Source organism: Brevibacillus sp. RS1.1, assembly GCF_013284365.1.
Taxonomy (GTDB): domain Bacteria; phylum Bacillota; class Bacilli; order Brevibacillales; family Brevibacillaceae; genus Brevibacillus; species Brevibacillus brevis_D.
In genome coordinates, this window is sequence record NZ_JABSVA010000004.1 from 577,202 (window position 1) to 592,217 (window position 15,016).

The 15,016-nt window shown below is 47.5% G+C and carries 11 protein-coding genes; 2 read left to right on the forward strand and 9 right to left on the reverse strand.

The window, feature by feature from the left end; translation table 11 throughout:
- Positions 1-5: 5 nt before the first annotated feature.
- The 4 genes from pfkB to HP570_RS16910 all read right to left on the reverse strand — a co-directional run bounded on the left by pfkB (position 6) and on the right by HP570_RS16910 (position 4,001).
- Positions 6-917 carry a 1-phosphofructokinase gene (pfkB, locus tag HP570_RS16895; RefSeq protein ID WP_173626470.1) on the reverse strand — a complete coding sequence of 304 codons (912 nt, stop codon included), beginning with the start codon at positions 915-917 and terminating at the stop codon, positions 6-8.
- Positions 914-1,669 carry a DeoR/GlpR family DNA-binding transcription regulator gene (locus HP570_RS16900; RefSeq protein WP_142497324.1) on the reverse strand — a complete coding sequence of 252 codons (756 nt, stop codon included), beginning with the start codon at positions 1,667-1,669 and terminating at the stop codon, positions 914-916. The genes pfkB and HP570_RS16900 overlap by 4 nt, the downstream gene beginning before the upstream one ends.
- A 202-nt stretch (positions 1,670-1,871) precedes the next feature.
- The gene (locus HP570_RS29960) at positions 1,872-2,480 is read right to left on the reverse strand and encodes an ABC transporter substrate-binding protein (protein WP_173626471.1); all 609 of its coding nucleotides are present in this window, start codon (positions 2,478-2,480) and stop codon (positions 1,872-1,874) included.
- Between the two features lie 21 nt (positions 2,481-2,501).
- Complete coding sequence (locus tag HP570_RS16910; RefSeq protein ID WP_173626472.1) at positions 2,502-4,001, reverse strand: malate:quinone oxidoreductase; 1,500 nt, start codon at positions 3,999-4,001, stop codon at positions 2,502-2,504.
- 349 nt (positions 4,002-4,350) lie between these two features.
- Between HP570_RS16910 and HP570_RS16915 the strand changes: the two genes are divergently transcribed.
- Positions 4,351-4,899 (forward strand): hypothetical protein, encoded by a 549-nt coding sequence (locus tag HP570_RS16915; protein ID WP_173626473.1) that lies wholly within the window; start codon positions 4,351-4,353, stop codon positions 4,897-4,899.
- A gap of 43 nt (positions 4,900-4,942) precedes the next feature.
- Here HP570_RS16915 and HP570_RS16920 read toward each other — a convergent pair whose 3' ends face one another.
- Positions 4,943-5,389 carry a DMP19 family protein gene (locus HP570_RS16920; protein WP_172139685.1) on the reverse strand — a complete coding sequence of 149 codons (447 nt, stop codon included), beginning with the start codon at positions 5,387-5,389 and terminating at the stop codon, positions 4,943-4,945.
- 132 nt (positions 5,390-5,521) lie between these two features.
- On the opposite strand from HP570_RS16920, the gene HP570_RS16925 reads away from it, so the two are divergent.
- On the forward strand, positions 5,522-6,901 hold the full coding sequence (locus tag HP570_RS16925) for an SMI1/KNR4 family protein (protein ID WP_173626474.1): 1,380 nt from the start codon (positions 5,522-5,524) through the stop codon (positions 6,899-6,901).
- A 71-nt stretch (positions 6,902-6,972) separates the two neighbouring features.
- On the opposite strand, the gene cysI is transcribed toward HP570_RS16925, so the two are convergent.
- The 4 genes from cysI to HP570_RS16945 form a co-directional block, all read right to left on the reverse strand.
- Complete coding sequence (gene cysI, locus HP570_RS16930) at positions 6,973-8,694, reverse strand: assimilatory sulfite reductase (NADPH) hemoprotein subunit (RefSeq protein ID WP_173626475.1); 1,722 nt, start codon at positions 8,692-8,694, stop codon at positions 6,973-6,975.
- A gap of 34 nt (positions 8,695-8,728) precedes the next feature.
- The gene (locus tag HP570_RS16935) at positions 8,729-10,555 is read right to left on the reverse strand and encodes an assimilatory sulfite reductase (NADPH) flavoprotein subunit (RefSeq protein WP_173626476.1); all 1,827 of its coding nucleotides are present in this window, start codon (positions 10,553-10,555) and stop codon (positions 8,729-8,731) included.
- Positions 10,556-10,710: 155 nt separating this feature from the next.
- Complete coding sequence (locus HP570_RS16940) at positions 10,711-13,863, reverse strand: hybrid sensor histidine kinase/response regulator (RefSeq protein WP_173626477.1); 3,153 nt, start codon at positions 13,861-13,863, stop codon at positions 10,711-10,713.
- Positions 13,864-14,016: 153 nt separating this feature from the next.
- On the reverse strand, positions 14,017-14,922 hold the full coding sequence (locus tag HP570_RS16945) for a class I SAM-dependent methyltransferase (RefSeq protein WP_254495314.1): 906 nt from the start codon (positions 14,920-14,922) through the stop codon (positions 14,017-14,019).
- Positions 14,923-15,016 lie beyond the last annotated feature (94 nt).

Sequence of the window (15,016 nt, forward strand, 5' to 3'; positions counted from 1 at the left end):
CTTTATCAAATGGCGGTTATTGTGATTTCCGGAAGAAATGCTTTTATCTTTTCATGTGTACAGAAGTCTTCCGACAGGGCAGTCGTGCTCCCCGCGGCGACGGCAAAACGAAACGACGCTTCCGTATCCATTCCCTGCCTATAGCCATAAAGGAATCCGGCAACCATCGAGTCTCCGGCACCGATCGAATTGACTGGTTTGCGCTGCGGAATCTGGGCGACATAGGCCGCTTGCCGATTGACAAATACAGCACCCTGACCAGCCATCGACACGATGACGTTCTGTGCGCCCATTTGCAAAGACTTACGCGCCATCTCGATCGCCTCTGCTGGTGTGGCAATCGTCACCCCAAACAGTTCCCCCAGCTCATGATGATTGGGCTTGATGAGAAACGGCTCTTCCGACAAACCGGTTTCAAGCGCTTTTCCCTTTGCGTCGAGGAAAATACGGACGCCCTTGCCACGCAGCCGCTTCATGATCGTCTGATACATGTCAGACGGCAAGCTTTTCGGCACGCTTCCCGCGAGTACCAGATAATCGCCGCTCTGCAAGCTGTCGATCTGTTGCATCAGCCTTTGGAGCGCTTCCTCCGGGATGTCCGGTGAGACTCCGCTGATATCCGTTTCGGTCTGCGCCTTTATTTTTAAATTGATTCTGGAATCCTGTCCGATTTGAATCAAGTCATGAGAGATGTCGGCTTGCTCGATCTGCTGTTGAATAAACGCTCCCGTAAACCCACCGACAAACCCCAGCGCCGTGCTGTTTTCCCCGAGTATGCGGAGAACCTTTGATACATTTATGCCTTTTCCGCCAGCGACCTTCCACTCTTTTTGGGCCTGATGAATAGTTCCTTGCGACAGAGCAGTAATCCACAAGTGGTAGTCAATCGATGGGTTCAGGGTTACTGTGTAAATCATGCTTTCACCACTTTAAGAGTTGATAATCTGCCGTAAACTTGTTGTTCCTCTTCGCTCAAACCGTCATCCGTGATTACCGTGATGCCTTGCAGGTCTCCCACTTTGGCAAAGGTGACCCTGGAAAACTTGTCAGAGTCGGTCAAGACAAATCGCTCGTCAGAAAATTGCAAGGCCAGTTGCTTGACGTATGCCTCATCCGGGTCAGGTGTGGTCAGACCGTGATGTTGGTCAATGCCGTTGGTCCCGAGAAAGCATTTGTCGAATCGGTATTGACTGAGCGCAGTGATCGCATCACGCCCCACCATCGACAGTGTAGCCGCTTTCAATTCTCCGCCCAGCAGGATCGTCCTGATGTTTCGCTTGATAAGCTGAAGGGCAATGTCCACCCCGTTGGTAACGACCATGATATTTTCGTAAGGTAAATAGGGCAGCATCTGATACGTCGTAGTTCCCGCATCGATGAAAATAGAGTCGTGTGGTTTTATCAAACTGGCGGCATATTTGGCGATCGCCAGTTTCTCCCGCTCATGTTTGACCGACTTTTCCAGAATCGTCGGCTCTTCGATTTTGCTCTGTAGCACAGACGCCCCTCCGTGCACGCGTTTAAGCAAGCGCTGTTCTTCCAATTCGCTTAAATCTCGCCGAATCGTCGATTCCGATGCCCCAGTCGCTTCCACAAGCTCATGAATGCGCACAATATCTTTTTCTTTCACTAAAGCTACTATCAGTTGATGACGTTCAGGGGTTAGCATCGTGATCCTCCCTTCTCCTAGTTGCACCAGGATTGATTTTGATTATACATTCAAACTCAATCAAAAACAATCATTAATAGTCATAATCAGTCAGTGATCGTTCACTCCTTCGGATAACAGACAAAGCCACCCCAACTCATCGGAGTGGCTTCCATATGAATCTATGCCTAAACTTAGCTTGCCGAATGAACGCGGCCGCGACTTACTCTGCCTTCATTTTTTCAAGGACAGGCGCTATCGATTTCTCCTTGATGTGGGGGAAATCACTGATGATCCAGTGAGGAACGACATATACATGATTGTTTTTGACTGCTTTTAACTGCTGCCATAAAGTGCTGTTAGTTAACTCTTGGAATCTCTTATCGGATTCTTCGTTTGGACCCTTGGCTGGATTTCCAACCTGAATGAAAATATGATCTGGATTCAACTCCGGCAATTTTTCCATAGAAATAACTTCAAACTTTTTCATAGCTTCCACTTGAGGGAGCGGCTTCAATCCCAAATCGCGGGCAATCGTCGCGGCAAACAGCTGATTCGGACCATGAACCCGATATTCTTTTGCCATGGCATAGGGCTTGATGCCAAGAGAGTAACGTGAGTCAGCCAGCCGATAATCAAGCACTGCAATTTTCTTCGGCTCCCCTTTTATGGTGGTTTTTCCGGAATAGTGTTCAATGACCCGCTGTGCGGATGATTGATTGTTACCGGCAGTAGACATTTGTTCCTGGCTAGCACCGCAGCCGATGAGGAACAAGCAGTTTACCAGAATGAAAGAAAGAACCTCCAATCCAAAAACGGATCGAAGGTTCACTGTAAGATTGCCATTAACTAATTAACTATAAGCCAGTTCCTTCTCGCTTAGACCCAGCGCCTCGTCAGTCGAACGTTGAATCTCGTGGAGAAGCTCTTGGTTTTGCATGAGTGACACGCCATAAGAAGGAATCATTTCTTTGATTTTCGGTTCCCACTCTGCCATACGTTGTGGGAAGCATTTTTCTAATACCTCAAGCATAACCTGAACAGCTGTAGAAGCACCTGGAGATGCGCCGAGCAATGCAGCTACGGAGCCATCAGCAGCACTAACCACTTCTGTACCAAATTGAAGGGTACCTTTTCCTGCTGGTGTATCCTTGATAACTTGCACGCGTTGGCCCGCTACCACGATACCCCAATCCTCGCTTTTCGCATTCGGAATGAACTCCCGTAGTTCTTCCATACGTTTTTCATGCGATAGCATAACTTGCTCGATCAGGTATTTGGTCAATGCCATTTCTTTTACGCCTGCCGCCAACATCGTGATGACGTTGTTCGGCTTTACGGAAGTGATCAAATCCATATTGGACCCTGTTTTTAAGAACTTTGGAGAGAATCCCGCAAAAGGTCCAAACAGCAAGGATTTTTTGTTGTCGATGTATCTGGTATCCAGATGCGGTACCGACATTGGAGGAGCGCCGACCTTTGCTTTACCGTACACTTTTGCATGGTGCTGCTCAACCACTTCCTGATTTTTACAAACCATGAACAATCCACTTACCGGGAAACCACCGATATGTTTGGACTCTGGAATACCGGTTTTTTGGAGCAGATGCAAGCTTCCGCCGCCACCGCCGATAAAGACGAATTTGGCAATATGCTCTTCGATGTTACCAGTGCCCATATTGTACACTTTCAATTTCCACATGCCGTCGCTCGTACGTTTGATATCCTCAACAGCATGATTGTAGTTAATCGCGACGTCTTTCGTCTTCAAGTATTCAAACAACATACGTGTCAAAGCACCAAAATTGACATCCGTACCAGAGTCGATTTTGGTTGCAGCTATTGGTTCATTCGATGCGCGGCCTTCCATGATAAGCGGAATCCATTCCTTCAGTTTTTCAGGGTCATCGGAGTATTCCATACCTTGAAAGAGAGGATTGTTTGCCAGCGCTTCAAAACGCTTCTTCAAAAAGCTTACATTCTTTTCACCTTGCACCATACTCATATGAGGTATTGGCATGATGAAGTCTTGCGGATTTTGGATGAGATTGTTTTTTACAAGGTAAGCCCAGAATTGTCTGGACAGCTGAAAATGTTCATTGATTTTAATCGCTTTGCTAATATCTATAGACCCGTCAGCTTTCTCGGATGTATAGTTCAGCTCACAGAGTGCCGCGTGGCCAGTACCCGCATTATTCCATTCGTTCGAGCTTTCTTCGCCTGCTTTTGCGAGTTTCTCAAAAACTTTGATTTCCAACTCCGGTGCCAATTCTTTTAGTAATGCTCCCAGAGTTGCGCTCATGACACCTGCACCAATCAAAATAACGTCTGTTTTTTGCTGTATGGAGCTCATATTACCCTTCCTTATCTACTGTTTTTGTAAAAAAGAAGTAGTAGCTCCTTGCCCCGTTGCAAGACGCTACGAAAACATCTTACCTTTCACAACTATAACTATATCATAGAAATTATTTATTGATTCAATTATCTATTATAATTAGAGGATTAATAACTATTTAATGTTGGTAAAACAGGGAGGATTCCGCAAACGGTACCTGACGAACCCATAAAAACCATTGTCTTATCTCAATTTCTTGCAGGGATGAAGGGTTTGGTTTGTTATTACCAGTGAGGAGATTAGCATATAAATTCCGTTGTGACCATGGTATATACTGGAAATATCTCATATCTAAGGAGAGATGGAGATGAACTCTTTGACCCACCTGACAAACAACATTCCGTGGCAGCGTCTGACGACAGCCTATGGCAGAGGAACGGACATTCCGCAGCTTATACAGACCGGGCAATATGAGGAATTGGCCAATCTAATCGAGCACCAAAGCACCTTGTGGCAGACCACACCGTGGGTGCTGCTGATACTCCTGCAGAAGCTTTCCAAACAAAAACCAGAGCAAGTCTCTTTGCAGGAAATTCAGTTGTACATGGCTGTAGCTTCTGCTATAAACGTGGACGAAATGGATTTACAAAATGCGGTTGAGACCATGAACGAGCTATTGGACGAAAAGTACTTATGGCCAGAGGACGAGGAAGACGATGAATTATGGTGGGAAGAAGAGGAGCCGCGGGGCTACGAGCAGGAAGCATTTTTCAGCTATTATTCCTTCAGTTATTTGCTGCTAAAAGACGCCATTCCCGTTTTCACTGCGATTATGGAAGAGAATGAGAAGCTCGCTCCCGCTATTCAAGAGCTGCTGCTTATGCTCCAGTCAGAAGGGGAACGTGCTGTCGAATAGGCATCGGTGTCTCCTATGATAGTCCGTACCCACCCACGTCTCCTTATGACGGGGTGGGTATTCCCAACTGCTGTACGTAATATCGATGGGCAACTTCTGCAATGCGATCCTGGTCTTCCCAGAAGCTCTGATCAAGCTTATCCAGCCGTTCTGCCTCTTCCTCGGTAAGAAACTGTGGAATGTCCCAGAGTTGGGTGAGGCGGTTGTCTTCTGACAAATGCTCGATGCAGGCATATCCAGACTGGACGATTTCGAGTGCATGGACTGCCCCGATGGCTTGTAAAGCCCGTACTGCGTAGATATATGCCTCTTCTCCCCAGTTGCAAAAAAACTGCAAAAACCCGCCGTTATATACATCAGCTTCCAACAACCATAAGGCGGCAATCTCTTGTTCCTGTGAGGTCAGTGTGTTCCAGCCAGAAGCATTCTTTTTCTGTACAAAGGCTGCAGCAAAATCGAACCATACATCATGGATATCCATCTTACTCAATCCCCTTCTAGATCAGCTATGCACAAACAACACGAAATAAATTAATCTTATATGAATATATAATCGTTTGGTAGATGGTGGTAGCTCCGCGTGGCTGGCATCTAAGAAAAAGAATCGTTTAGGAGGTTTGCAATGGATCAGGTACTTATCGAACAATTGAATCGCTGGCATGAAGAAGACGAACAGCAGCGAATTGTGGACTTGCTGTTAACCGTTCCCGAGGAGGAACGAGAGTATGAGGCAATCAGCCGACTGGGCAGAGCTTATAACAACCTGGGGCTATATGAAGAAGCGCTCAACCAATTGAAGAAAATTGCTGAAGCAGGTCAACAAGACCCAGTCTGGCACTTTCGAGTAGGTTATGCCCTCTATTATTTGAAAAGATATGAAGAGGCGACTCAGGCATTCCGCACCTCAGACAAATTAGAAACCGGCAATCAGAATACTGAATCATGGCTAAAGTGGAGCTTGCAAAAAGCGGAAAAGCAGCAAAGACAGGAGCTTCGGATGGCAGCCAAAAGGGCAGCGGCTGTTGAGGGTTCAGCATCGGAGGAAGTCCCTTTTTCGAACATGTCACTTGAAGACTTTTGGGACGACAGCGAGTACGCGAAAAAGTCATATCAATCCGCGCCACCCACGGATGAACTGATCGCATCGATCGAGGAAGAGCTAGGATACAAGCTCCCTGCCTCCTATCTCGCACTCATGAAGCAGCAGAATGGCGGCATTCCGAAGAACACGTGCTTCCCAACAGAGGACCCTACCTCCTGGGCTGAGGATCACATTGCCATTACGGGTATTTTAGGCATTGGCCGTGAGAAAAGCTATTCGCTCTGCGGGGATCTCGGCAGTCAATTTATGATTGAAGACTGGGGCTATCCCGACATTGGAGTGGTCATCTGCGACTGTCCTTCAGCAGGTCATGACGTAGTGATGCTAGATTATCGGGCATGCGGGAGAGATGGTGAACCCGAAGTCATTCACGTCGATCAGGAAAGCGATTATGAAATTACTTTCCTGGCTGAAAATTTCGAGGAGTTTATCAGAGGCTTGGTGAGCGAAGAAGAATACGATACCTCCGAGGAGGACAAGGAAGTGGCGCTTTATAAAGTAGCCCACGGGAAATTCTCTTCCTTGCTGGAGGAGCTGTGCACGCCCGTATCGGAAGTGGAACAAATCGATCAGAAAATACGCAGCATTTGTACACGGATTGTAGAGGAAAAAGGCTTTTTTTCTTTCCATGCGGATGAACTCTCGTATCTGATGTATGATGTGCAGTTTTGGCTTTACACGAAGTCATATCCCGATACCACTCGCGAACAGTACCTGGCTGTCTATGAGAAAATGATCGCCTTTGGCGGAGAATTCGGGCAAGGCGGATATGCTCCAGGATGGATCAGCGAATGGCTGGATCGTCGCAAGGAGGAAGGTCGGATCGTACAGGAAAATGGACACATCCGGTTTACAGATCAGTTCGCAGCACAAGTGATTCAACAGCTTCGAGAAGCCTAAAAAGCATGCAAGCAACAAAGAGCCCACGTCGTCGCGGGCTCTTCTTTTATTCAATTGACTGCTAGGCCTTACTACTCATGGAAATCGAGTCCCGATCTGACTTCTTTCACATACTCTGCCCGAATGACGAAATCTCCGAAGTGTTCGCCTTCTTCGCGTTCCTTCGCATACCGATTTAAAATTGGCCGCAGTTCATTCAGTATTTCTGCTTCTCCGATGTTTTCACGATACAGCTTGTTCAATCGATTGCCGGAGAAACCGCCGCCCAAATACATGTTGTATTTACCGACAGCCTTCCCAATAAAAGAAATTTCTGCGAGTGCAGGTCTTGCGCATCCATTTGGGCACCCTGTCATGCGAATGACGATCTCCTCATCGCGCAAACCCGCCTCATCCAAGATCAACTCGATCTCATCCAGCAGTGTAGGCAAATAGCGTTCTGCCTCAGCCATCGCGAGTCCGCAAGTCGGCAACGAAACACAAGCCATGGAGTTTCTCCGGAGTGCAGAATAGGTAGCTCCATCGGTGAGCCCGTATGCTTGAATGATCTGTTCAATTTCTGGCTTCCTTTCACTGGTGACATTCCCAATGAGGAGATTTTGATTCGGCGTCAGGCGGAAGTCACCTGTATGCACCTTGGCAATCTCCCGCAGGCCGGACTTCAGGAGGTAGTTGTCCTCGTCTTTTACACGGCCATTCTGAATGAAAAGGGTAAAATGCCAGTTATCGTCGCTCCCTTTTACCCAACCGTAGCGATCGCCATTATGCTCAAAGTGATAAGGTCGTACCTGCTCCAATTCCCAGCCCAGTCGCTGCTCCAGTTCATGGATAAACCATTCGATTCCGCGGTCGTCGATCGTATATTTGAAGCGAGCATGCTTCCGCACCGCACGATCTCCATAATCTCTCTGGATCATGACCGTTTTCTCGGCGACTTCCAGTACTTGTTCCGGTGTAACGAAGCCGATCACCCGCGCCACCTGCGGATACGTCTTCGGATCACCGTGGGTCATTCCCATTCCACCCCCGACCGCTACGTTGAAGCCCAGCAGTCGACCTTCCTCATGAATGGCGATAAAGCCCAAATCCTGCGAAAAAACGTCAACATCGTTGGCAGGCGGGACGGCGATGCCGATTTTAAACTTGCGCGGCAAATAGACAGGCCCATAGATCGGTTCTTGCTCTACCCCATCCCGACTGTCGACGACTTTTTCTTCATCCAACCAGATTTCATGATAGGCGCGAGTCCGGGGATCCAGATGATTGCTTATTTTTTTGGCCCATTCGTACACCTCTTGATGAACTTCCGACTCGTACGGGTTCGGGTTGCACATGACGTTGCGGTTGACGTCCCCACAAGCAGCTAGTGTACTTAGCAAGGCTTCGTTTACTTCTTGAATCACCTGCTTCATATTCCACTTAATCACGCCATGCAGTTGAAAAGACTGACGAGTCGTCAGGCGAATCGTTCCATTCGCAAACTGCTGGGCGATATCGTCCATCATCAGCCATTGTTCTGGTGTGACAACGCCACCAGCGGCACGCACGCGGACCATGAATTGATAGGCCGGCTCCAGCTTCTGTTTGCTCCGTTCGTTGCGAAGATCCCGATCGTCCTGCATGTAGCTGCCATGAAATTTCATCAGGCGGTTATCATCCTCAGGAATGGACCCAGAGATCCTGTCTTCCAGCGTTTCCGCCAGGCTTCCCCGCAAATAATCGCTTTTGCGTTTAATATCCTCTACGTCGCTGTGAGGAGCACTGTTTGGCGAAAGCAAATGATTTTCTGACATGGTTCCTATCTCCCCTCTCATTCTTTCACGAAAATCAGTAGACATCTCGCTGATAGCGTTTTTCCTGCTGCAACCGTTTCAAGTACGCAACGGCCTCCTCTGAATCAAGTCCACCCTCTTGTTGGAGAATGGTGACCAGAGCTGCGTGAACGTCATGCGCCATCTTCTTCTCATCTCCGCATACGTATACGTGCGCCCCATCCTGTAGCCATTGATAAAGCTCCTTACTCTTCTCAAGCATCCGGTGCTGAACATACACTTTTTCGCTCGTATCTCGAGAGAACGCGACATCCATATGCGTCAGTACGCCCTGTTTGAGCCAACGCTGCCATTCGAGCTGATAGAGAAAATCTGTGGAGAAATGCTGGTCGCCAAAGAAAAGCCATGTCTTGCCCGTCGCCCCAAGCTCCTCCCGTTCTCCCAAAAACGCACGGAATGGAGCGACACCCGTTCCGGGACCAATCATGATCAACGGGGTGTCCGGGTTGGCTGGAAGCTTAAAGTTGGGGTTATGCTGCACAAATACTGGCAGCGTACCCCCCGCCTCCAAACGATCCGCGATATAGCCCGAACAAACGCCGTATCGATCTCGACCATGAGCCTGATAGTGAACATTGCGAATTGTCAGATGAACTTCGTCTGGGTAGGACTTCAAACTGCTTGAGATCGAATAGAGACGAGGCGGCAGCTTTCTAAGGATGGAAACAAATTCTTTGGAAGACACGCCCTTCAAATCGTAGTCCTCCACCAGGTCTAGCAAATCCCGATTTCGAACATACTCGCGAAGCTTTTGCTCCTGTCCTTCCGCAAGCAGTTCCCGCAACCCGTTTCCTGATGATAGCTTTACGGCTTGTTCCAAGAGAGGCTTGGTGAGAACCGTGATTTCAAAATGACTGGATAAGGCCTCTTCCAACGTGCGCTCTTCCCCGCTTTTATGAATGGGAACGAATTCTTCCGGCTTCCAGCCCATCGCGTCTATCAGCTCACGGACAAGGTCAGGATGATTTTTAGGATAGATCCCCAAACAGTCACCCGGTTCATACTCGAGACTGGAACCCTCAAGGGAGATTTCCAGGTGGCGAGTTTCCTTATCTGATCCCCGTCCGTTCAGATTCAAGTTCTCCAAGACCACAGCCTGAAAGGGATTCGACCGTGAATATTCGGTCTGTGACGCTGACCCGATCACTGGGCCGTCCACGATTGCGCTTGCCGCAGCAACCTGAGTTGCCGAAGTTTCACTGAGAGAAGCCAGGACCTGATTCATCCATTCGGAGGCGTGCTCGTCGTAATCCACATCGCAATCAACCCGGGGAGTAAGACGCTTGCCGCCTAGCTCTTCCAACCGCTTGTCGAACTCCTTGCCAGTTTGGCAGAACCATTCATAAGAGGTATCGCCTAATGCCAGCACGGAAAAACGCAGGCCCTCCAATTGCGGTGCTCTTTTGCTGTGTAAGAATTCGTGGAAGGAAATGGCGTTGTCCGGTGGTTCACCATCCCCGTGTGTGCTTACCACAACAAGCAGGTTTTCAACCTTTTTCAACGCATTCGTCTTGAAGTCGCTCATAGAAGAAAGAGTTACGTGGAAGCCGTGCTCCTGAAGCTTTCCGGTCAGCACCTTGGCAAGCTTTTGGCTGTTCCCGGACTGAGACCCGAAAAGCACTGTCACCTCTTTGGAAATGACTGGCCCATTCGTAGCTGAAGTGGCTTGAAACCCAGCAGCTATCGGTGCTTCCACTTTGTGAAGAGCTGCAAGATATCCGCTCAGCCAAACCTTTTGCACCTCCGAAAGCGTGGGCAGCAACTGATTTAGGAGCTCTACTTGTTCCTGACTAAAAGGACTGTCTGTCACCTTAAGTACCAACGATATGCACCTCACACGAGAAAAAATTAATTCCGAGTAATCTTATATGATTATTTACTTTAAGCTACCACAGTGAGTAGAACCCGAGCAATTGGAATTCGTTATTGTCATCATAAGTTTTACTAATCGTTGAAAAACAACAAAGAACCCCGATCCTACGATAAGGAATCGGGGTATTTTTCACTCAAATTCTTGCTATTCAACTTGTTGCGTACATGAAAAGTTACCTTTGTCCCTGTACCTAGCGTACTTTCGATATGAAGCCCTGTTCCAAAGTGCCGTTTTAACCGCTGATCGGTATTGATCAACCCGACTCCTGACCTGCTATCTGCTTTTCTTTCTAACAGTCGTTGTATTTGATCTTCGTCCATTCCGATCCCATCGTCTTCAACGGTTATTTCCACATGCGTTTCCTGAACAGAAATCCGAATCGTAATTTCCCCCCCACGAATGCGGTTCATCACACCATGTTTGATCGCATTTTCAACGAGAGGCTGGATCGTAAGAAAGGGGATTTTTACATCCTCACAGTCATCTATCTCCCAAACAACTTGCAGTCTTTCTTCAAACCGAACCTTTTCAATATACAAGTAAGAGCGCACCAGACTTAGCTCCGTTTCGATCGGAACAAGCCCGTCCATATCTTCAAATTTGAATTTATTCCTCAAAAAATTGCTAAACTCGTAAAGCAAATCGCGCATCTTATCCAAATTAATGTCACTTAAAGCTGTTACCGCGCTCAACGCATTAAATAAAAAATGAGGCTGGATTTGCGCTTGCAGCCATGCAGCTTCTAATCGCAGTTGTTCCCGGACGGAATGTTTAATCGTAGTGAGCGCCTCGATCCGCGATTTTATTTCCATTCCCTCTATTGGTTTGGTCACGTAATCGTTTGCTCCCGCTAAAAAACCACTTTGAATATCTTTTGGTTGGCTTCTCGCAGTAAGGAGCAAAACAGGGAGCTCTGTGAGTGTAAACCGCTCGCGGATCATTCTTGTCAGCTCATAACCGGACATCTGCGGCATCATAATATCGGAGATGAGCAGATCCCATTCCCCTGTATCCAATATGGCTAATGCTTCCTTCCCACTGGTCACCATTGTTACCTCATATTCGTCTGGAGGTAGTATGGCTTCCAGCACCTGAAGGTTAACAGGGTCATCATCCACAATTAACAGGCGCGGACGATCGCGATTTACTTCCAATAAAGTTGTTGGTTTCGTAGCCCAAGAGCTCTCCGCTTTTTCCTGAATCGGCATAGGTTGTACGACTGACGGTTCGAATGACCGAGAAACAGCTACCTCTTCCTCCGCTTCCATATGTGCCAATTGTAACGAAAAGGTAAATGTCGAGCCTTCCCCTAAAACGGAGGACACATCCAACGTACCTCCATGGAGCTCAACCAGCTGCTTGCTTATACTAAGACCCAACCCAAAGCCACCTTCAATCATGGTCTCGCTCGTGCTGGCTTGTTCATACGGGTGGAACAGGCGCTTTTTCATGTCCTCGTCCATTCCGATTCCTGTATCATGAATCTCAATAAAAGCTCTTCCGTCCTTGGCAAACGCTTGAATGGAAACGATCCCTTCATTCGTATATTTCATAGCATTGTGAAGTAAATTGAAAACGATTTGAATCACCCGGTTCTCATCCGCGTGTACGGGCGGAAAATCTTCTGGGATTTGATTTACGATTTTTACAGACTTCACGTCTGCGTTAAATTGCAGCATATCAAGTACCCCGGTCACGATGGGCTGAATCCATATGGCTTTTTTCTGTAAGCGCGGGTTGCCTTCCTGTAAACTCATCACATCAATCAAATCATTTAATATCAAGGTCAGCCGTCTTCCTACAGATAAAACCGTTTCAAGCTCTTTGATACTCCTTTCCTGCAACAAATGTCGCTCCCGATTCAAAACGGATTGTGACATGTTCAGAATGCTATGGAGTGGATTTTTAAATTCATGTGAAGTGTTGGCCAGAAATTGATCCTTATGGTCATTCATTCTTTGCAAGGTTGCAGCAATTTCTTTTGTGTTGGCATGCATGATGAAATAACCCTTAAACCATACCGTTGCTAAGCACCCCATCGAAATAATCAGATCAAATGGATAGTAGACAAGACTCATACCGCTTTCCCGCCAGATTAACGACCAAACAAAATGGTGAAGCAACGCAAGAAATGAAAAAAGCAGTAAAAGATTGCCCTTGATGTCTTTGATCAATTTCCTAAGGATGGTTATCAACGTGATCACTGCAGCAATACCGGCCACCAGAAAATAAACTGGAAATAACATCGTCACCTGATCAGGGTCTAAAAACAACGTAATGCCAGCAATCCCAAAATTCATCACCCTGTATACAGGATACACCCTGCTCCAATAAGGAAGTTCGCGATGATTCATACACTCCAACAAAGCATAGGCCCCAATGACGAGGGCGAAATTCGCTAATCGAAAATCCCACTCAATGCCGATGTAAAATAATTGGTGGAACAGCTTCTCATCATTGCTTAACACGCTAGTAAGCGCTATACAAAATGTCAGCAAAGAAAAATACAGCAGATTCTTTTTCTTATCTCCCAGTAAAAATAAAATAAACGCATAAGCAGAATGTATGAGAAATATCATGGCTGCCAGAAGCTGGGTAGAAACGGAGACTTTTATTTCCTTTGCTATGGCTTCTTCTGAACCAAATTTAATGGATCGAACAATGCCGCTGCTTCGACCATCCACATAATTTGCCGCCTGAATGACGATGTCGATTACGCCGTTTTCGTCTGCCGTAAAGGTTGAAGAATAAGGAAGATTCTTCGCAATATATTCATCCTCCGACTCCCCCACCTGCCCGGATTTCGCAAGCAAACGACCGTTTACATATAATTCCGATGCCGTGCGCACGCTGGGTACACGAAGGCTATAATTCAGGTCCTTGTCTGGATTTACATACAGCCGCAAGCGATAAGAACCAAATCCATAGGGAGTTGACTTGTCTGTATGTAAAGCTTCATTCCATCTTCCCGGAACCTGAATAAGCGATGGCCCCTTCTCGTTTACACCTTGTTGCCGTCTGCCATCCATCAGCCATTGAGAGGGATAAAACTCCCACTCTCCATCTAGCAAGAGAGTGTCGCCACTTTCTGCATTCCAATCACGCAAATCGAATTGCCCATTCTTAATGTCCGCTTGTTGATCACGAAACGATTCCATCCACAAAATCCGCGCACCGGATAGGATGATAAGTAATAACCCGAGTAATAGTAGGATATGGCTCTTTTTTATTTGGTATTTGGGTGAATGATTTGCCAAGAAGTATTCCTCTCCTAGTCAGTTTCTTCTCTGACATTCAAATAGAATCTTTCCATAATTTAGCATACAGATTATGACCGAGAAATACAGTTGCCATAGAAAAAGCTACGTTTATCTGAAAGACAACGTAGCTTATCAATAGAAGATATCACTCTATGTAGTGGCTATCAGGAATTCTTCTCCGCTTGGCAACGAAAGACCATCGGTGCGGCCGTTAAAGTAGCGCTGGTTAAGTTCTGCCGAGGATACATGCTGGACTTTTCGGAAACCAGCTTCGCGGGCCAATGACAGCATCTCCGGCGGTGTGAAAAAGCTGATGAAAGGCGTGCCGCTTGACCTCGCTCCCTTTTCTGCCTCTTCAACTTCGGGACGTTTCTTCGTTTCTGTAAAGGTAAAGGGCAGCAAAAACGTCATAGCCAGCGTGGAGCCTGGAGCAAGCGTCGCTACTTGGCGCAGCGTAGCCAAAATCGCATCCTTCGTAAGGTACTGGGTGACGCCAGTGGATGCTACCACCGCTGGACGGCTAGCATCAAAACCGGAGTCCTTTAGTTGCTCCCACCAGGACCAGCCTGCCTCGAAGTCAACAGGTACGAGTCGTAACCACTCGGGGATGCCAAAGCCCAGCTCGTTCAAGCGTTGCTTCTTCCAACCCTGCGTGTCTGGCTGATCGACCTCGAAAATCCGCATCTGAGAGGCGATTTCCGGTCGTCGCTGAGCAAAGGTGTCGAGGCCAGCGCCGAGGATAACGTATTGGGTGACGCCTTGTCCGAGCTGTTCGGTGACCAAATCTTCAATAAAGCGAGCACGAGCCACGATAGATGCTCGAAACCCGCTGGTGCTCTTTGGGTCCATGTCGGGACGTTGGCGCCAGTCGTCCTCCGGAGCCACCAGTCGCAGACCGATCTCGTCTTCTAGTACATGCGGTGGAGAATCGATCTGTGCGTGCAACGCCCGCCACAACGCGACCCGCACCGCCGTGTGGTCTGGCACCGTAGTTTGCTTATCATGCATGGCTACTCTCTCTCCTATCGATTCGTTTCCTTCTCGTTTTCGATACAAAATGACTTCATTTTAATATGCTCCCATTTAATAGGACCATCCTGACAAATAGCAATTCAATACTTCCAGACCACTCTCCTCCCAAGACTTAGCT

What these genes read in the sequence shown, in the direction of transcription:
- pfkB (WP_173626470.1), bottom strand. Translation starts at nt 917, where the DNA reads ATGATTTACACAGTAACCCTGAACCCATCGATTGACTACCACTTGTGG.
- HP570_RS16900 (WP_142497324.1), bottom strand. Translation starts at nt 1,669, where the DNA reads ATGCTAACCCCTGAACGTCATCAACTGATAGTAGCTTTAGTGAAAGAA.
- HP570_RS16910 (WP_173626472.1), bottom strand. Translation starts at nt 4,001, where the DNA reads ATGAGCTCCATACAGCAAAAAACAGACGTTATTTTGATTGGTGCAGGT.
- HP570_RS16915 (WP_173626473.1), top strand. Translation starts at nt 4,351, where the DNA reads ATGAACTCTTTGACCCACCTGACAAACAACATTCCGTGGCAGCGTCTG.
- HP570_RS16925 (WP_173626474.1), top strand. Translation starts at nt 5,522, where the DNA reads ATGGATCAGGTACTTATCGAACAATTGAATCGCTGGCATGAAGAAGAC.
- cysI (WP_173626475.1), bottom strand. Translation starts at nt 8,694, where the DNA reads ATGTCAGAAAATCATTTGCTTTCGCCAAACAGTGCTCCTCACAGCGAC.